The sequence below is a fragment of the Streptomyces luteogriseus genome, assembly GCF_014205055.1.
Taxonomy (GTDB): Bacteria; Actinomycetota; Actinomycetes; order Streptomycetales; family Streptomycetaceae; genus Streptomyces; species Streptomyces luteogriseus.
Map to the genome: position 1 here is coordinate 3098941 of NZ_JACHMS010000001.1, position 17014 is coordinate 3115954.

18 protein-coding genes are annotated in these 17014 nt (G+C 71.9%); 7 read left to right on the forward strand and 11 right to left on the reverse strand.

Annotated elements, in window-relative coordinates; genetic code table 11:
• Window positions 1-4 precede the first annotated feature (4 nt).
• Window positions 5-760, reverse strand: coding sequence for a hypothetical protein (locus BJ965_RS13200; RefSeq protein ID WP_184908817.1), 756 nt, complete (start codon window positions 758-760; stop codon window positions 5-7).
• A gap of 225 nt (window positions 761-985) precedes the next feature.
• Here BJ965_RS13200 and BJ965_RS13205 point away from each other — a divergent pair, with 225 nt between their 5' ends.
• The 3 genes from BJ965_RS13205 to BJ965_RS13215 are packed head-to-tail and all read left to right on the forward strand — an operon-like array spanning window position 986 to window position 4034.
• Entirely contained in the window at window positions 986-2269 is a 1284-nt protein-coding gene (locus tag BJ965_RS13205) for a magnesium transporter MgtE N-terminal domain-containing protein (protein ID WP_030854746.1), read from the forward strand.
• Window positions 2259-2858: a DUF1003 domain-containing protein gene (locus BJ965_RS13210; RefSeq protein ID WP_184908818.1), complete on the forward strand. Its 600-nt coding sequence runs from the start codon at window positions 2259-2261 to the stop codon at window positions 2856-2858. Before BJ965_RS13205 ends, BJ965_RS13210 begins: the two co-directional genes overlap by 11 nt.
• 42 nt (window positions 2859-2900) lie before the next feature.
• On the forward strand, window positions 2901-4034 hold the full coding sequence (locus tag BJ965_RS13215; protein ID WP_030854741.1) for an Mrp/NBP35 family ATP-binding protein: 1134 nt from the start codon (window positions 2901-2903) through the stop codon (window positions 4032-4034).
• Between the two features lie 133 nt (window positions 4035-4167).
• Here BJ965_RS13215 and BJ965_RS13220 read toward each other — a convergent pair whose 3' ends face one another.
• From BJ965_RS13220 to sigE, 5 genes are all read right to left on the reverse strand, one after another.
• Window positions 4168-4839, reverse strand: a complete 672-nt coding sequence (locus tag BJ965_RS13220) for a hypothetical protein (RefSeq protein WP_184908819.1) — start codon at window positions 4837-4839, stop codon at window positions 4168-4170.
• Between the two features lie 223 nt (window positions 4840-5062).
• The gene (locus BJ965_RS13225; protein WP_184908820.1) at window positions 5063-5503 is read right to left on the reverse strand and encodes a sec-independent translocase; all 441 of its coding nucleotides are present in this window, start codon (window positions 5501-5503) and stop codon (window positions 5063-5065) included.
• Between the two features lie 222 nt (window positions 5504-5725).
• Window positions 5726-7645 carry a S1C family serine protease gene (locus BJ965_RS13230; RefSeq protein ID WP_184908821.1) on the reverse strand — a complete coding sequence of 640 codons (1920 nt, stop codon included), beginning with the start codon at window positions 7643-7645 and terminating at the stop codon, window positions 5726-5728.
• A 131-nt stretch (window positions 7646-7776) separates the two neighbouring features.
• Complete coding sequence (locus BJ965_RS13235; RefSeq protein ID WP_184908822.1) at window positions 7777-8817, reverse strand: anti-sigma factor family protein; 1041 nt, start codon at window positions 8815-8817, stop codon at window positions 7777-7779.
• A complete protein-coding gene (sigE, locus tag BJ965_RS13240; RefSeq protein WP_037833444.1) occupies window positions 8814-9515 on the reverse strand; it encodes an RNA polymerase sigma factor SigE in 702 nt (233 codons plus the stop codon). Before sigE ends, BJ965_RS13235 begins: the two co-directional genes overlap by 4 nt.
• Window positions 9516-9749: 234 nt before the next feature.
• Here sigE and BJ965_RS13245 point away from each other — a divergent pair, with 234 nt between their 5' ends.
• Window positions 9750-10448, forward strand: a complete 699-nt coding sequence (locus tag BJ965_RS13245) for an O-methyltransferase (RefSeq protein WP_269783204.1) — start codon at window positions 9750-9752, stop codon at window positions 10446-10448.
• 134 nt (window positions 10449-10582) lie between these two features.
• On the opposite strand, the gene BJ965_RS13250 is transcribed toward BJ965_RS13245, so the two are convergent.
• Window positions 10583-10750, reverse strand: coding sequence for a DUF3117 domain-containing protein (locus tag BJ965_RS13250; protein WP_003966491.1), 168 nt, complete (start codon window positions 10748-10750; stop codon window positions 10583-10585).
• A 385-nt stretch (window positions 10751-11135) separates the two neighbouring features.
• Between BJ965_RS13250 and chcB the strand changes: the two genes are divergently transcribed.
• A complete protein-coding gene (chcB, locus tag BJ965_RS13255) occupies window positions 11136-11939 on the forward strand; it encodes a 2-cyclohexenylcarbonyl CoA isomerase (RefSeq protein ID WP_184908823.1) in 804 nt (267 codons plus the stop codon).
• Between the two features lie 17 nt (window positions 11940-11956).
• On the opposite strand, the gene BJ965_RS13260 is transcribed toward chcB, so the two are convergent.
• Together BJ965_RS13260 and BJ965_RS13265 are read right to left on the reverse strand one after the other, a co-directional pair.
• On the reverse strand, window positions 11957-12544 hold the full coding sequence (locus tag BJ965_RS13260; protein WP_184908824.1) for a DNA-3-methyladenine glycosylase I: 588 nt from the start codon (window positions 12542-12544) through the stop codon (window positions 11957-11959).
• Window positions 12541-12921, reverse strand: a complete 381-nt coding sequence (locus BJ965_RS13265; RefSeq protein ID WP_246545890.1) for a DivIVA domain-containing protein — start codon at window positions 12919-12921, stop codon at window positions 12541-12543. Before BJ965_RS13265 ends, BJ965_RS13260 begins: the two co-directional genes overlap by 4 nt.
• Before the next feature lie 144 nt (window positions 12922-13065).
• Here BJ965_RS13265 and folP point away from each other — a divergent pair, with 144 nt between their 5' ends.
• Window positions 13066-13926 (forward strand): dihydropteroate synthase, encoded by an 861-nt coding sequence (gene folP / locus BJ965_RS13270; protein ID WP_184908825.1) that lies wholly within the window; start codon window positions 13066-13068, stop codon window positions 13924-13926.
• 56 nt (window positions 13927-13982) lie between these two features.
• On the opposite strand, the gene BJ965_RS13275 is transcribed toward folP, so the two are convergent.
• Both BJ965_RS13275 and dapE read right to left on the reverse strand, forming a co-directional pair.
• The gene (locus tag BJ965_RS13275) at window positions 13983-14741 is read right to left on the reverse strand and encodes an LOG family protein (protein WP_031109448.1); all 759 of its coding nucleotides are present in this window, start codon (window positions 14739-14741) and stop codon (window positions 13983-13985) included.
• Between the two features lie 119 nt (window positions 14742-14860).
• Window positions 14861-15940 (reverse strand): succinyl-diaminopimelate desuccinylase, encoded by a 1080-nt coding sequence (gene dapE, locus BJ965_RS13280; RefSeq protein ID WP_184908826.1) that lies wholly within the window; start codon window positions 15938-15940, stop codon window positions 14861-14863.
• A gap of 85 nt (window positions 15941-16025) precedes the next feature.
• Here dapE and BJ965_RS13285 point away from each other — a divergent pair, with 85 nt between their 5' ends.
• Window positions 16026-17009, forward strand: a complete 984-nt coding sequence (locus BJ965_RS13285; RefSeq protein ID WP_184908827.1) for a heavy metal transporter — start codon at window positions 16026-16028, stop codon at window positions 17007-17009.
• The last annotated feature ends 5 nt before the right edge of the window (window positions 17010-17014 follow it).

Sequence of the window (17014 nt, forward strand, 5' to 3'; positions counted from 1 at the left end):
CGGCCTACGACGCCGGCAGCTGCTTGCCGTAGTCCACCGTCTCGTTCTTCTCCGGCTCCCTGAGGGAGAAGTCCTCACCCCAGCCGGAGAACGTGAGAGTCCCCGCCCCGCCGGCCCGCTCCAGGCGCAGCGGGTACGGCTTGCCCTCCAGGGAGACCTCCAGGGTGCCGCCGGAGCCCTTGTCACCGGTGACGCGGATGGTGCGGACGCCCGCCTCCTCGTCGTGGCCGTCCGTCGCGAGCGTCCCGTGCAGGGTCAGCAGACTGTCGAGGAGGAGACCCTTGTCCGTGAAACCGCTGAACTTCTTGTACGAGGGGTCGCCCTGCGGCACCTTCACGAACTTGCCACCGAGCTTGGAGGCCGCCGCCGCGTCCCCCTCGCCGCTGTCGCCCTTGCCGTCGCCGTGAGTCCAGAACTCGGCGTCCGCCTTGACGTAGAGCTGCTCGCCGATGCGCAGCAGTTTGAAGGTCGCGCCCTCGGAGGTGACCGAGCCGTCGCCGCCGTCGTCCTTCAGCCGCACGTCGAGCGCGTAGGTCCGCCCGCCGCTGACGACGTTGCCGTGCATCCGGACCGCCCCGGCGGACTCGGCGGCCGACCGGGTCTTGCCCTGGATCTTGGCGGCGGGGAGTCTGCCGACCCCGTTGGTGCCCTCGTTCGGATCCTCCGCGCAGCCGGTGAGCACCGTTCCCGTCACGAGCAGCGCGCACACCGCGCTCGCGAGTGCGGCGCCGCGGCCACGGTTCTGGCGAATCGGAGTCACAGGTGGGGCTGCCTCTCTGACGGGAGACCTGAACGGCGTACCGCAGGGTACCGGGGTCGTACGGGCAGATCGGAGCCAGTCCGTCCGGACCGCCCGCCGACGCGTCGCCGATCGGGACGGGCTAGCCTGAAGCCCACCCGAGCGGGCAATTCGGAAGACACAGGCACAAAGACAGCCACTCACACAGCCACCACGAACCACCCCGCACGAAAAGGAGCCGCGGCCATGGCAGCGGGCGCCCCCCGGATCTTCGTCTCGCACCTCTCCGGTATCGCCGTCTTCGACCCCGCCGGCGATCAGGTGGGGCGGGTGCGCGATCTGGTCGTCATGCTGCGGGTGGGGCAGCGACCGCCGAGACTGCTCGGCCTCGTCGTAGAACTCGCCACCCGCCGCCGCATCTTCCTGCCCATGACCCGGGTCACGGCCATCCAGTCCGGCCAGGTCATCACCACCGGCGTGCTGAACGTCCGGCGCTTCGAGCAGCGGCCCACCGAGCGGCTCGTCTTCGGGGAACTGCTGGACCGGCGCGTGACGCTCACCGAGACCGGCGAGGAGGTCTCCGTGCTCGACCTGTCGGTGCATCAGCTGCCGGCCCGCCGGGAGTGGGAGATCGACCGGGTCTTCGTCCGCAAGGGCCGGAAGGGAAGTGCCTTCCGGCGTGCCAAGGGCGAGGCACTGACCGTCGAGTGGACCGCCGTGACCGGCTTCTCCCTGGAGGAACAGGGGCAGGGCGCGGAGAGCCTCCTCGCCACGTTCGAGCAGCTGCGCCCGGCCGACCTGGCCAACGTCCTGCACCATCTCTCCCCCAAGCGCCGGGCCGAGGTCGCCGCCGCCCTGGACGACGACCGCCTGGCCGACGTGCTGGAGGAGCTCCCGGAGGACGACCAGATCGAGATCCTCGGCAAGCTCAAGGAGGAGCGCGCCGCCGACGTCCTGGAGGCCATGGACCCGGACGACGCCGCCGACCTGCTGGGCGAGCTGCCGACGGACGATCAGGAGCGGCTGCTGCGCCTGATGCAGCCCGGCGATGCGGCCGACATGCGGCGCCTGATGTCGTACGAGGACCGCACGGCGGGCGGTCTGATGACCACGGAGCCGATCGTGCTGCGCCCGGACGCCACCGTCGCCGATGCCCTCGCCCGCGTCCGCAACGCGGACCTCTCCCCCGCCCTGGCGGCCCAGGTCTACGTCTGCCGCCCACCCGACGAGACCCCGACCGGCAAGTACCTGGGCACGGTCCACTTCCAGCGCCTGCTGCGGGAGCCACCGCCCTCCCTGGTCAGCTCGATCCTGGACAGCGACCTGCAGCCCCTCGACCCCGAGGCGGAGCTGCCGGCCATCGCGGGCTTCTTCGCCACGTACGACATGGTCGCGGCCCCCGTGGTCGACGAGGCCGGCTCGCTGCTGGGCGCGGTGACCGTGGACGACGTACTCGACCACATGCTCCCCGAGGACTGGCGGGAGACGGAGTTCCACTTGGACGAGGAGGTGGCGACCGATGGTTCCTGAGCGCGACACCCTGCGCGAGCGCACGCCGACGGGCGCCACGGCCGCCTCCCGGCCGCGCGCCGCCCGCCTCGACCAGCCGGGCGTGCCCAGGCACCGGATCCTGCCCGAGTACGACCCGGAGGCCTTCGGACGGTTCTCGGAACGCATCGCGCGCTTCCTCGGCACCGGACGGTTCCTGGTCTGGATGACGGCCGCCATCATCCTGTGGGTGGCGTGGAACAGTCTCGCGCCCCGGCCGCTGCGGTTCGACGAGTACCCGTTCATCTTCCTGACCCTGATGCTGTCCCTCCAGGCCTCCTACGCCGCCCCGCTGATCCTCCTCGCGCAGAACCGGCAGGACGACCGCGACCGGGTCAACCTGGAGCAGGACCGCAAGCAGAACGAGCGGTCGATCGCGGACACCGAGTACCTGACCCGCGAGATCGCCGCCCTGCGCATCGGCCTGGGCGAGGTCGCCACCCGCGACTGGATCCGCTCGGAGCTGCAGGACTGGGTCAAGGAGATGGAGGAACGGCAGAACGGCCACCGGCACGACCCCGTCGTATTCCCGGCGGAACGGCCACGGGGACGTGACGCAGACGACCGCTGAGACGCTTTCCTACGCACCGGTACAGCGCCGTACCATCGTCCTATGGCTACGGAAGACGCGGTGCGCGAGGCACTGGCGACGGTGAACGACCCCGAGATCCACAAGCCCATCACCGAACTCGGGATGGTCAAATCCGTGGAGATCGGTGCGGACGGGGCGGTCGCGGTCACCGTGTACCTCACGGTCTCGGGCTGCCCGATGCGGGAGACGATCACGCAGCGCGTGACCGACGCGGTCTCCGCGGTCGAGGGCGTCACCCGCGTCGACGTCACGCTCGACGTGATGAGCGACGAGCAGCGCAAGGAACTGGCGTCCGCCCTGCGCGGCGGCCAGACCGAGCGCGAGGTCCCCTTCGCCAAGCCGGGCAGCCTGACCCGCGTCTACGCGGTCGCCTCCGGCAAGGGCGGCGTCGGCAAGTCCTCGGTGACGGTCAACCTGGCGGCGGCGATGGCGGCCGACGGCCTCAAGGTCGGTGTCGTCGACGCCGACATCTACGGCCACTCCGTGCCGCGCATGCTGGGCGCCGACGGCCGTCCCACCCAGGTCGAGAACATGATCATGCCGCCGTCGGCGAACGGCGTGAAGGTCATCTCGATCGGCATGTTCACCCCGGGCAACGCCCCGGTCGTCTGGCGCGGCCCGATGCTCCACCGCGCCCTCCAGCAGTTCCTGGCGGACGTGTACTGGGGCGACCTGGACGTCCTCCTCCTGGACCTGCCGCCCGGCACCGGCGACATCGCGATCTCCGTGGCCCAGCTGGTCCCGAACGCCGAGATCCTGGTCGTGACGACCCCGCAGCAGGCGGCGGCCGAGGTCGCCGAGCGCGCGGGCTCCATCGCCGTGCAGACCCACCAGAAGATCGTCGGCGTGGTCGAGAACATGTCCGGCCTGCCCTGCCCGCACTGCGACGAGATGGTCGACGTCTTCGGCACGGGCGGCGGTCAGACGGTCGCCGACGGCCTGACCCGCACGACCGGCACGAACGTCCCGGTCCTCGGCAGCATCCCCATCGACGTCCGCCTGCGCGAGGGCGGCGACGACGGCAAGCCGGTCGTCCTCAGCGACCCGGACTCCCCGGCGGGCTCGGCCCTTCGGGCGATCGCGGGCAAGCTGGGAGGACGGCAGCGCGGTCTGTCGGGCCTGTCCCTGGGGATCACCCCGAGGAACAAGTTCTAGATCGAGACGCCCTTGGGGGGCAGCCCCCAGGGGCGCGGGGAACTGCGCGACCGGCCACATCGCACCCGCAGACGCCCACGAAGCGAAGAGCCCACGGCGAAGGGGCGCCGAAACACACACGGCGCCCCGGAACTCACGCGTACGCCGCGATGTCCTTCACCACGGCGAAGCCGAGCCCATACGCACTCATGCCCCGGCCGTACGCCCCGACGTGAACCCCCGACGAGGTGGACCCGGCCAGCACCCAGCCGAACTCGGACTCCCGGTAGTGGAACGCCGTCGGCACCCCGTCCACGGGAAGCGACAGCGTCGACCAGTCGTCCCCCTCCAGGTCGTCCGCCAGCACCCACGCCGTCTCGGTCTGCTGCTCCAGCCAGTCGTCCCGCAGCGTGTGGTCCATGTGCCCGGGCCAGGTGAAGGACAGCAGCCCCACCCCGGCGAGCCACGCCGCGGAGGACACCGACGTGGCCTCCAGCAGCCCCGTCCCGTCCGCCGTGCGCCGTGAGGGGTTCGCCGCCACGGTCACGACGACCGCGAACTTCTCCTTGGAATCCTGATCGCCACCGGCCGCGTGCTCGTTGCGCACCGTGGGTTCGTCCCCGTGCCCGATCGACCCGTGTTCCACGGCGCCGTCGGCCGTCGTACCGACCTGCATCAGCCAGCGCGGTCCCGTGAAGGCCTCGTCGAGGCCGTACCACGGGAAGGGCGCACGCAGGTAGCCGTCGACCGTACGCCGGGCGGAGGGGACCTGTTGTCCACCCTCCGCGGCCGGCGTCTGCGCGACTGCCCGACTCGTCGTCTCCATGTGCCCGGACGCCTCCTCGCTCTAGTCGGACCGGAACGGCCCGCCCCCCTTCGGGCGTACTCGTCACGGTCCGCACAACAACTCGGCAGCATAGCCACACCGCTGCGAGCAGCAGGGAAACCGCCCGGCGCGTGGGCCGCACGGGCGCCCGGATCAGGCCGTACGCAGCCCGATAGGAGTATGAAACGCGTCACGCGCGGGGGGGCGCCCCTGGGCGTGTCGCTCAGGTGGCGTCCGCGTCGAAGGGCGGCCGGTCGTCCGGGGCGGGCGTCTCCGGCTTCTTCGTCATGTCGATGCGACCACCGGAGGACCCGGCGGACGACGCGGAGGACGGGTCGGCGTCACGGCTGTGGACGGCGTCGGTGACCTCCGCCATCTCCTTCTTCAGGTCGAAGCCGTTGCGGATCTCCTTGAGCCCCAGGTCCTCGTTGTCCAGCTGCTTGCGGATGAACGTCTTGGGGTTGAGGTCCTCGAACTCGAAGTCCTTGAACTCCGGGCCGAGTTCATCCCGGATGTCGTTCTTGGCGCTCTCCGAGAACTCACGGATCTTCCGGATCGTGCGCGTCACGTCCTGGATGACCTTGGGGAGCTTGTCCGGACCGAAGACGAGCACGGCGAGGACGATGAGCGTCACCAGCTCGAGTGGTCCTATGTCATTGAACACCTGAAGCTCCTTGCGATGTCCTCGGTCCTCGGTCCTCGGCCCTCGTGGTCGGTGCGGGTCTTGCCGTGGTCCGGGCCGGATCCACGGTACCCGGCGATCCTGTCCGACCGGTACTGTCCCGGGACCTCCGAGTGCGGGAGGTGGGAGCGCTTTCCCGATTGTTTGTCTTGTTGGCCCCTTGTGGGGCCTGTTGAGGTGACTTCGCGAGTCCCGCACCTCATCTCAGCCGCCGGACGATCCGAGGACGAGCGAGACCTTCCGCTCCTTGCCGCCGCGTTCGACGGTCAGCTCCAGCCGGTCGCCGGGGCGGTGCGCGCGGGTCTTGACGATCAGTTCCTCACCGGAGTGCACCCGGCTGCCGTCGACCTCCGTGATCACGTCACCCGGCTTGATCCCGGCCTTGGCGCCCGGGCCGCCCGCGGTGACCGGCGCTCCGCCCTCACGGCCCTCGGTGGCGACGCGCGCGCCGTCGCCCGAGTAGTCCATGTCCAGGGTGATGCCGATGACCGGGTGCGTCGCCTTCCCCGTGTTGATCAGCTCTTCCGCGACACGTTTTCCCTGGTTGATGGGTATGGCGAAGCCGAGGCCTATCGAACCGGACCGGCTGCCGTCCTGCGTGGAGCCGCTGTCCGCCGACCGGATGGCCGAGTTGATGCCGATGACCCGGGCCCGGGCGTCGAGCAGGGGCCCGCCGGAATTGCCGGGGTTGATGGGCGCGTCGGTCTGCAGCGCGTCGACGTACGACACGTCGCTGCCGTCGCCCTTCTCGCCGCCGGCCGTGATGGGCCGCTGCTTGGCGCTGATGATGCCGGAGGTGACCGTCCCGGCCAGGTCGAAGGGGGCTCCGATGGCCACGACAGGGTCGCCGACCTGCACGTTGTCCGAGTTGCCGAGGGACAGCGGGGTGAGTCCGCTGACGCCCTTCACCTTCACGACGGCGAGGTCGTAGCCGCTGTCCCGGCCGACGACCTCGGCCTGGGCGGTCTGCCCCCCGTTGAAGGTCACGGTGATCTCACCGCCCGAGCCGGCGGGCTGCACGACGTGGTTGTTGGTGAGGATGTGCCCGCGGGTGTCGAGCACGAAGCCGGTGCCCGTGCCCTGCTCGCCGGCGCCGCTGACATGCAGGGTGACCACGCTGGGGAGGGCCCGTCCGGCGATCCCGGCCACACTGTCCGCGTCCCGTGCGGAGGCCTCTTTCCCGGCCTGGGGCAGCTCGACCGTCCCGACGCCCCCGTTCCGCTCCAGATACGTCCCCACGACGCCGCCGAAGCCCCCGGACACGAGCGCGAGCAGCACGGCACCGAGCACCAGGGACTTCTTGCCGCGCTTGCGCCGCTGCTCCGTGCTGAGCACGGCGGCGCCGTTCTGCTGGAGAGGGCCGTGCCCCTGGGCGGCCGCGGCAGCCGCCCAGGGGTCGTAGCGCTGCCAGGGGTCGGGGGCGGGCGCCGGAGGTTCGGCGTAGACCGGCGCGGGTGCGCCGGGGGCCGGCAGGGGCGCGGGCGTGCCGGGGGCGGGCATCTCGGCCGGCACGTGAGCGGCAGGCGCGTGAGAGGCGGAAGCGGCGGGCGCCGGGGTCCCGGTGGCCGGGGCTGGCGGTGTGCCGTGCACCGACGGCACGGCCGGGGTGCCCGGCACGGCCGGCTGCCCGGGTATCGCCACGCCCTGCGCCGGCGTGGCGGAGGTCGCCGGGTGCTGGACGGGCGGGGCGGGTGCCCAGGGGCCGGGCTCGCCGTAGGGCGGGGTGCTGTACGGGTCCGGGTCGTGCAGCGGTCTGGGAGCTCCTGCGACCGGCGCGGCGGGTGAGGCTGAGGGCGCGGCGGACGCGACAGGGACGTCCTGTTCGGCCTCCCGGGCGGCGGGGACCGGGGCGGCGGCCTCCGCAGGTGACGCGATGGCGGTCGATGCGGCGGCAGGCGCCGCCTCGGGACGCCTCAGCTCGTAGTCACCGTCTGCATCGTGCGGAGCCGCTGGACGTGCCAGCTCGAAGTCACCGTCACGGTCGGTCAGGTTCGCCGGGGCCGTCGCCGGTCCCCGCGCCCCGTCCGTACCGCCCGTACCGCCCGTACCGTCCGGGTCCCCGGACGGGTCCTGCGGCCGTGGACGGCTCCACCACTTCGCCTTCGTGGGCTTCCCCTCGTTCATGCTCTCCCCACAGCCGCGGCACGGCTCGTCGCGGTGGCCGCAGTTCGTCGAATCGGCGCCCGGCCACACCTCGGCGGCGGGCGACAACCCCCGGATTCAATCAGGTTCGCGGGCCGCCGCGCAGAGGCCGGTCAGTGAGCCGTGCGCGAGGAGGCGGAGGAAGAGGGGGACGAGGAGGGGTCCGGGAGGGGCACGGCGAACAGGGGGGCCGTGATCTCGGGGACCGATGACCACGAGGTCAGGGCGGCCGGTGTGGCCGCCTCGAGCGGTCGTATCAGCGGGGACATGACCGCGGCACCGGCCATCACCGGGGCGGTCAGGGCGTGCAGTGCCTGGTGCCGGGCGGCGGACGGCACCCCGGGCAGGAGCGGGGCGGACACCTCGGTCGGGGCGACCGGGGCGTGGCCGAGCGTGTTCTGCCCGTGCACCTGTCCGAGCAGTGGCGCGGTCCGGCGGCGCTGGGATTCGGGCGGGGTCGCGGCGCCGGTGCCCTGGGTGCGCATCGGTGTCACGTTGCTCCCGGTGCCCTGGCCGCCGCGGACCTCCGTGTCGGTCGGGGCGACCGTGGTGACGCCGCCCAGCGCGATCGCGGCCAGGGAGACGGCGCCGGCGGCAGCGAACGCGAACCGCAGCCGCGAGGAGGACCGGTCGCCGTCGTGCCGGCCGACGTCGTGGATGCGGAAGCCCCTCGCCGAGGGGAGGCCGCGGTGGCCGGAGGGCAGACCGCCCGTGTCGGAGGGGAGGCTCCGGTCGCCCTGGGGCGCGGGCAGCACGGGCAGGTGCGGCCGGGACGGGGCGTACCCGAACTCGAACCGCTCACCGCGCTTCACTCCGAAGGCGCCGGACGATCCGAACCGTCCGGACAGGCCTCCGCGCAGCCCTCCGCCGCCCGGCGGTGTGACCTCACCGTCCGGGCCGCCGCCCGCGGGTAGTCCCTGCAGGCGGGCCAGGAAACTCTCGGACGGGGGCGGCGGGGCCGCCTCCGCGAAGACGTTCTTCAGCCGGCGCTGGGCGTCCACCTCCGCCTTGCACTTCGGGCAGGTGGCCACATGCGCCAGTACGCGCTCACGCGCGTCATGACCGAGCTCTCCGTCCACCAGGGCGGAGAGTCGGTCTCCCAGATGCTGCTCTGCGAGGTGACCCTCGGAGGCTTTCGGCCGAGATCCGCTCACGCGCTCGCGCCCCCTCCTCCCAGGGCAGGGACACGGGGCACGAAGGAGCGGCGCTCGGCGCGCGCCTCCGGTGAGCGGTGCGCGAGGGCCTTGCGCAGCTGCGAGCGCCCGCGGTGGATCCGCGAGCGGACCGTGCCGAGCTTGACACCGAGGGTCGCGGCGATCTCCTCGTACGACAGTCCTTCGATGTCGCACAGGACGACCGCGGCGCGGAACTCGGGGGCGAGGGTGTCGAGGGCCTGCTGGACGTCCGCGTCGAAGTGCGCGTCGTTGAAGACCTGCTGCGGCGTGGGCTCCTTGCTGGGCAGCCGCTCGGCCGCGTCGTCGCCGAGCGCGTCGAAGCGGATGCGCTGCTTGCGGCGGACCATGTCCAGGAACAGGTTCGTGGTGATGCGGTGCAGCCAGCCCTCGAAGGTGCCCGGCGTATAGGTCGACAGAGAGCGGAAGACGCGGACGAAGACCTCCTGCGTGAGGTCCTCCGCGTCGTGCTGGTTACCGGTGAGGCGATAGGCGAGCCGGTAGACCCGGCCGCTGTGCGTGCTGACGATCTCCTCCCACGTGGGCGGAGTCCACGCCTGCCCGTCCGCGTCGGTGGTGAAGGTCGCGGTCTGGGCGAAGTCAGCGGCGTGACTGTGGTCAGCAGCGGTGTCGTTCACGGATGTCGGCCTGCCCGCCGATCCGAGGAAGCGCCGGAGCACTCCTCCGCGATCCACAGGCGCAGCCGCACCTCCCCTGTCAGCTCTGGTGGTGTCCAGTGGAGCCCCTACCATAGCCACCTCGCCCGTTAGGACCGGATAAGCGGTTTTACGAGAATTTGATGTGGGTGGATACCCCTCGTACTGCTGCGTTGGCACTTGCTCGCCGATCCGATCCACCGCCAGCCCCCCGTCCCGACCCGCACCACTTGCTCATCCCTTTAAACGACCGGTCCCATCTGCGGGTTCCCGTGCCCAACGGATACAGTCACGCCCAGGCATTCACGGGGACAGGAGAGGGTCATTACCGGCAACCGGCAGACGAGCTGGGCGTTCGCCGACGCCTATGTCGCCGAGGACGAAGCGCTGCACTGGGCCCGGGACCGGGCCCGTGAGGCAGGGCTGCGCTCGGTGACGCCCGGCACGGGCGCCGCGCTGCGGTTGCTGGCCGCGTCGGTCGACGCGAAGGCCGTCGCGGAGATCGGGACCGGCTGTGGTGTCTCCGGGATCCACCTGCTGCACGGTATGCGGCCGGACGGCGTCCTGACGACCGTGGACCCGGAGCCCGAGCACCAGCAGTTCGCCCGGCAGGCCTTCCGCGCCTCCGGCTTCGCCAGCAACCGGGCCCGCTTCATCCCGGGCCGCGCCCTGGACGTGCTGCCGCGCCTCGCGGACGCCGGCTACGACCTGGTCTTCTGCGACGGTGACCGCCTGGAGGTCATGGACTACCTCGCTGAATCGTTGCGTCTGCTGCGCACCGGCGGGCTGGTCGTCTTCGAGGGCGCCTTCGCCAACGGCCGGACGGTCGACTCCGGACCGCAGCCCACCGAGGTGCTGCGACTGCGGGAGCTGCTGCGCGCGGTGCGCGAGAGCCAGGAGCTGGTGCCGTCCCTGCTGCCGGTGGGCGACGGTCTGCTGTGCGCGGTGAAACGCTAGCCCGTCCGCACGTCAGCCGGACCGCACGTTAGCCGGGCGGATGCCGGGGCAGGCGAGTGTCGTCGGGGAGAAAACAGCCGCCCCGGCACCACAGGTGATGCCGGGGCAACTGAAAGGGTATGGTCGCTTGCGCGTCAGCCGACGACCTTCTTGAGGGCGTCGCCGAGCGCGTCGGCCTCGTCCGGGGTCAGCTCGACGACGAGCCGACCGCCGCCTTCGAGCGGAACGCGCATGACGATGCCCCGCCCCTCCTTGGTCACCTCGAGCGGGCCATCACCCGTTCGCGGCTTCATGGCCGCCATGCTCGTTCCCCTTCCTGAAACCCAGCTCATCGTCAAAGCCGACGGCCCCTGAGAAGGGCACACGTGCGGCCCTTGTGGCAGGACACGCGACACCGGCATCGAACACATTGCTTCCAAGCCATTATCCCGCATCTCAGGACCCGATGACCAACATCAGTAGGCATCGCTTGGGCAACGCACGCGAGCAAAACCACTCAATTCGGCGATGAGACTGCGATACTCCGCCACCGCACACACATCCGCCGAACGAATCCGGGCGAGAATTCTTTGACGCAGGTCACACGTCCGGGCCGGTTCCCCGTCGATGATCTCCGTCATGCTGTCCTGCAGACCCGGGGCGTACCGGCCGGTACGCCACCGATCCGCGACTCGGAGGGGATACGCCATGACGGACACCGTGCTCTACGAGGTGAGCGACGGACTCGCGACGATCACGCTGAACCGCCCGGAGGCGATGAACGCGCTGAACGTGGCGGCCAAGGTCGCCCTGCGGGAGGCGGTCGAGTCGGCGGCGGGCGACGGCACCGTACGGGCGGTGCTGCTGACAGCCGCCGGTGACCGGGCGTTCTGCGTCGGGCAGGACCTCAAGGAGCACATCGGGCTGCTGGTCCAGGACCGGGAGACCGGCTCCGGCCAGACCATGAGCACGGTGCGGGAGCACTACAACCCGATCGTGCGGGCGCTGGCCGGGGCGGCGAAGCCGGTCGTCGCGGCGGTGAACGGGGTGGCGGCCGGGGCGGGCTTCGGCTTCGCGCTCGCCGCGGACTACCGGATCGTGGCGGACACGGCGGCGTTCAACACCTCGTTCGCCGGGGTGGCGCTGACCGCCGACTCGGGGATCTCCTGGACGCTGCCGCGGGTGATCGGCCCGGGCCGGGCCGCTGACCTGCTGCTCTTCCCGCGGAGCATCAGCGCGCAGGAGGCGTACGAGCTGGGCATCGCCAACCGGCTGGTACCGGCCGGCGACCTGCGGGCGGAGGCCGAGAAGGTGGCGCGGGCGCTGGCCGAGGGCCCGACGGTGGCGTACGCGGCGCTGAAGGAGTCGGTGGCGTTCGGGCTGACGCACTCCTTGGAGGAGGCCCTGGAGAAGGAGGACGAGCTCCAGACCCGGGCGGGCTCCTCCGAGGACCACGCGATCGCGGTCCAGGCCTTCGTCAACAAGGAGAAGCCGAAGTACTTGGGGCGCTAGCGCTCGTCCCGCGCCCCCTACGCGCCCCTTCGGGCGACGCAGGTCTCCAGGTGATCGTCCACCAGGCCGCACGCCTGCATCAGCGCATACGCCGTCGTCGGGCCGACGAACCGCAGGCCACGCTTCTTCAGCGCCTTGGACAGCGCCGTCGACTCGGGGGTGACGGGTGGGACGTCGGAGAGGGTCTTCGGGACCGGCCGGCCGGCCGGCTCGGGGGCGTGGGACCAGATCAGCTCGTCCAGTTCGCCCGGGGACCATTCGGTCAGCGCACGCGCGTTGGCGAGGGTCGCGTCGATCTTGGCGCGGTTGCGGATGATGCCGGCGTCGGCCAGCAGGCGCTCGCGGTCCTCGTCGGTGAAGGCGGCCACCGAGGCGATCTTGAAGTCGGCGAAGGCGGCGCGGAAGCCGGGGCGGCGGCGCAGGATCGTGATCCAGGACAGGCCGGACTGGAAGGCCTCCAGGCTGAGCCGCTCGAACAGCGCGTCGTCGCCGTGGACCGGGCGGCCCCACTCCTCGTCGTGGTACGTCACGTACTCCGGGGCGGACAGGGCCCAGGGGCAGCGCAGCGCGCCGTCCGGGCCGGCCAGGGCGGTGCCGTCGCTCACGGCCGGTCCTCCTGCCGCTTGTCCATGGACACGTGGTTCTCCCCGGAGGCGTGCACGGGCCCCTGGGCGGCGGCCGACCGGGCACCGGCCAGGGCCGACTCCAGGTCGGCGATGCGGGCGTCGCGCTCGGCGAGCTCGGCGCCCAGGCGGCTGAGGGCGTCGTCCACGTCCGCCATGCGGTAGCCGCGGGCGGCGAGCGGGAAGCGCAGGCCCTCCACGTCCGCGCGGTCGACCGGGCGGTCCGGGGGGAGCGGGTCCCGCAGCCGCTCGGGGGCGGCCTCGGGCAGCGGGCTGTTCTCGCCGCCGCCCACGACGGCGAGGGTCACCGCGCCGACCACGACGGCGAGCGCGACGACCAGGAACAGGAACATAACCATCGCGGGGCCCCCACGGTCGGATGGATCGGACTCCCCGGGAGTCCTCCGAGTCGGATGTTGTCAGGCTCCGATCGTGCCATGCGAGTCCGACGGTTAGGGTCGCAGGCGGCGGAAGACGGGACGTACCAGGAAAGGTCACAGGGGATGCTCAGGCTGGGCAGGCGGGAATTCGGGACGCACGAGCCGGTGATCATGGCGATCGTGAACCGCACCCCGGACTCCTTCTACGACCAGGGCGCCACCTTCCGCGACGAGCCGGCCCTCGCGCGCGTGGAGCAGGCCGTGGCCGAGGGAGCCGCGATCATCGACATCGGCGGGGTCAAGGCCGGGCCGGGCGAGGAGGTCACGGCCGAGGAGGAGGCCCGGCGGACGGTCGGGTTCGTCGCGGAGGTGCGGCGGCGGTTCCCGGACGTGATCATCAGCGTGGACACCTGGCGGGCCGAGGTCGGCGAGGCCGTGTGCGAGGCCGGGGCCGATCTGCTGAACGACGCGTGGGGCGGGGTCGATCCGGGGTTGGCGGAGGTGGCCGCGCGGTACCGGGTGGGCCTGGTGTGCACGCACGCGGGCGGGGCGGAGCCGCGGACGCGGCCGCACCGGATCGAGTACGACGACGTCATGGCGGACATCCTGGACGTGACGGTCGGGCTGGCCGAGCGGGCGCTCGCGCTGGGCGTGCCGCGGGGGTCGATCATGATCGACCCCGGTCATGACTTCGGGAAGAACACGCGGCACAGCCTGGAGGCGACGCGGCGGCTGGACGAGATGGTCGCCACGGGGTGGCCGGTGCTGGTGTCGCTGTCCAACAAGGACTTCGTCGGGGAGACGCTGGACCGCCCCGTGAAGGAACGGGTGGTGGGGACGCTGGCGACGACGGCTGTGTCCGCGTGGCTGGGGGCGCAGGTGTACCGGGTGCACGAGGTCGCCGAGACGCGGCAGGTGTTGGACATGGTGGCGACGATCGCGGGGCATCGGGCCCCTGCCGTAGCCCGGCGCGGGCTGGCCTGACCGAGGTCCAGGGGGGCACCACCCCCTGGGCTCCGGCCTACGCCCCTCTACGGGCCCTAGCGGCCCGCCTCCTTCGACACCAGCGCCACCGCCTCGTCCACGTCGTCGGTCACGTGGAACAGCAGCAGGTCCTTCTCGGCCGCCTTGCCCTGGGCGATCACCGTGTCGCGGAGCCAGTCGACCAGGCCGCCCCAGTAGTCGCTGCCGAAGAGGACGATCGGGAAGCGCGTGACCTTCTGGGTCTGGACCAGCGTGAGGGCCTCGAAGAGCTCGTCGAGGGTGCCGAGGCCGCCGGGCAGGACGACGAAGCCCTGGGCGTACTTGACGAACATCATCTTCCGGACGAAGAAGTAGCGGAAGTTCAGGCCGATGTCGACGTACGGGTTCAGCCCCTGCTCGAACGGCAGCTCGATACCGAGGCCGACCGACATGCCCTTCGCCTCGAGGGCGCCCTTGTTGGCCGCCTCCATCGCCCCCGGGCCGCCGCCGGTGATGACGGCGAAGCCCGCGTCGACCAGGCCCTGCCCCAATCGCACACCCGCCTCGTACTCGGGTGAGTCCGCCGGGGTCCGGGCCGAGCCGAAGACGCTGATCGCGGGCGGGAGTTCGGCGAGCGTGCCGAAGCCTTCGATGAACTCCGACTGGATGCGCAGCACGCGCCAGGGGTCGGTGTGGACCCAGTCGGAGGGGGCCCGCTCGTCCAGCAGCCGCTGGTCGGTGGTGCTGGCCTGCACCTGGTCCCGCCTCTGGAGGACCGGGCCCAGGCGCTTCTCCTCCGGCGGCTGCTTCTTCCCCTCGGGGTTGCCGGTCGCCATGTGCGCTCCCTCCGTCGTGCCTGTCTTTCCACCTCAGCGTAGATCTACGCGGGTTACGAACGAGGGACGTGAGCATGTCCGCGATGAAGCGCCGTAAACCCGTCGGTTCCCCGGTGGGGTCAGGCGGTCAGCCAGTTCCGCAGGCGCTCCTCGCCCGCGAGGATCTTGGCGATCTCCACGCGCTCGTCCCGCTTGTGCGCCAAGTGGGGGTTGCCGGGGCCGTAGTTGACCGCCGGGACGCCGAGCGCCGAGAAGCGGGAGACGTCCGTCCAGCCGTACTTCGGCATGGGGGTGCCGCCGACCGCCTCGATGAACGCCTTCGCCGCCGGATGGGACAGACCGGGCATCGCCGCACCGCTGTGGTCGACGACCTCGAACTCCTCCACCCCGCAGTCCGCGAACACCTCACGGACATGGGCGACGGCTTCCTCGGGCGTGCGGTCGGGCGCGTAGCGGAAGTTGACGGTGACGCAGCACTCGTCGGGGATCACGTTGCCGGCCACTCCCCCGCCGATGCCCACCGCGTTCAGGCCCTCGCGGTACTCCAGGCCGTCGATCACCGGCCAGCGCGGCTCGTAGGAGGCCAGGCGGGCGAGGATCGGGGCGGCGGCGTGGATCGCGTTGGAGCCCATCCAGCCGCGCGCCGAGTGGGCCCGCTCGCCCGTGGTCTTCAGCAGCACCCGCAGCGTGCCCTGGCAGCCGCCCTCGACCTGGCCGTCCGACGGTTCCAGGAGCACCGCGAAGTCGCCCTCCAGCCACTCGGGGTGCGTCTCGGAGACGTGCTTGAGGCCGTTCAGCTCGGCGGCGACCTCCTCGTTGTCGTAGAAGACGAAGGTCAGGTCGCGGTTGGGGGCGGGGACCGTGGCCGCGATACGCAGTTGCACGGCGACGCCCGACTTCATGTCGCAGGTGCCGCAGCCCCACAGGACGCCGTCCTCGTCGAGCCGGGAGGGGACGTTGTCCGCGATCGGCACGGTGTCGATGTGCCCGGCCAGGATCACCCGCTCGGAGCGCCCGAGGTTCGTGCGGGCGACGACGTTGTTGCCGTACCGGTCGACCGTCAGGTGGGGCAGCGCGCGCAGCGCGGTCTCGATCGCGTCCGCGAGGGGCTTCTCGGTACCGCTCTCGGAACGGAAGTCGACGAGCCGGGCGGTGAGCTCCGCGGCGTCCAGCGTGAGGTCAAGCGAGGTGTCGGCCATGCCGTCGACCCTAACGCGCCAGGCCGGGGCCTCACTGTCCACACCCGGCTCATGCCACTCCGTACTCTCCAGTACCTTGTACGGCGTGCCAGAGCCGTCCTCTCCCAAGCGTCGTGGCCGCCTCTTCCGATGCGGCGCCGCCTTCATGGCCCTGCTCGCGGTCGCCGGTTACCTCGTCGTGCAGTACATCACCGGGGGCTCGGGTGGACCGGGCTGCCAGGTGGTCTCCGGCAAGGGCGACGGAGCGTCGTACGAGTTCACGCCCGAGCAGGCGGTGAACGCGGCGACGATCACCGCCGTGGGGACCGCGCGCGGGCTGCCCGAGCGGGCCGTGACCATCGCGCTGGCGACCGCACTCCAGGAATCCGCCCTGCGCAACATCAGGCACGGCGACCGGGACTCCCTCGGCCTGTTCCAGCAGCGGCCCTCGCAGGGCTGGGGAACCCCGAAGGAGATCATGGACCCGACGTACTCGGCCGGTGAGTTCTACGACCACCTGGTCAAGGTGCCCGGCTACACCCGGCTGCCCCTCACCGTCGCCGCGCAGCGTGTCCAGCGCAGCGGTTTCCCGCAGGCCTACGCCAAGCACGAGCCGGACGCCGCGCTGCTCGCCGCTGCCCTCACCGGGCAGTCGGCGGCCACGCTGACCTGCGAGGGCCGCCCGGCCGCGACCCGGGCCTCGGGTCCGGACGGGGTGCGGGCGGCGCTCGTGCGGGACTTCGGGCGGGACGTGCTGGAGCCGGCCGGTGCCGAGGTGAACGGCGGTGCGTCGACGGCGACGCCCACGCCGTCCCCGAGCGGCGCGGACGGGACCGGCGGGCGGACCGTGACCCTGCCCGTCGCCGCGGACACCCCGTCGGGGACCGGGCGGAGCCCGGACCAGCGCGGCTGGCAGCTGGCGCACTGGGCCGTGGCCAACGCCTCCGAACTGCACATCGCGCGCGTCACCTACGCGGGGCGGGAGTGGGTCGCCGGGAACACCGCCAGCCAGTGGCGGGAACCCACGGCGAAGGGCACCGCGGGCGCGGAACGGGACGCGGACGCCGTCCGTGTCGTCACGATGGGCTAGGGCCT

Coding starts and splice junctions, on each gene's coding strand:
- BJ965_RS13205 (WP_030854746.1), top strand. CDS start 986: ATGGCAGCGGGCGCCCCCCGGATCTTCGTCTCGCACCTCTCCGGTATC.
- BJ965_RS13210 (WP_184908818.1), top strand. CDS start 2,259: ATGGTTCCTGAGCGCGACACCCTGCGCGAGCGCACGCCGACGGGCGCC.
- BJ965_RS13215 (WP_030854741.1), top strand. CDS start 2,901: ATGGCTACGGAAGACGCGGTGCGCGAGGCACTGGCGACGGTGAACGAC.
- BJ965_RS13220 (WP_184908819.1), bottom strand. CDS start 4,839: ATGGAGACGACGAGTCGGGCAGTCGCGCAGACGCCGGCCGCGGAGGGT.
- BJ965_RS13230 (WP_184908821.1), bottom strand. CDS start 7,645: ATGAACGAGGGGAAGCCCACGAAGGCGAAGTGGTGGAGCCGTCCACGG.
- BJ965_RS13250 (WP_003966491.1), bottom strand. CDS start 10,750: ATGGCGGCCATGAAGCCGCGAACGGGTGATGGCCCGCTCGAGGTGACC.
- chcB (WP_184908823.1), top strand. CDS start 11,136: ATGACGGACACCGTGCTCTACGAGGTGAGCGACGGACTCGCGACGATC.
- BJ965_RS13265 (WP_246545890.1), bottom strand. CDS start 12,921: ATGGTTATGTTCCTGTTCCTGGTCGTCGCGCTCGCCGTCGTGGTCGGC.
- folP (WP_184908825.1), top strand. CDS start 13,066: ATGCTCAGGCTGGGCAGGCGGGAATTCGGGACGCACGAGCCGGTGATC.
- BJ965_RS13275 (WP_031109448.1), bottom strand. CDS start 14,741: ATGGCGACCGGCAACCCCGAGGGGAAGAAGCAGCCGCCGGAGGAGAAG.
- dapE (WP_184908826.1), bottom strand. CDS start 15,940: ATGGCCGACACCTCGCTTGACCTCACGCTGGACGCCGCGGAGCTCACC.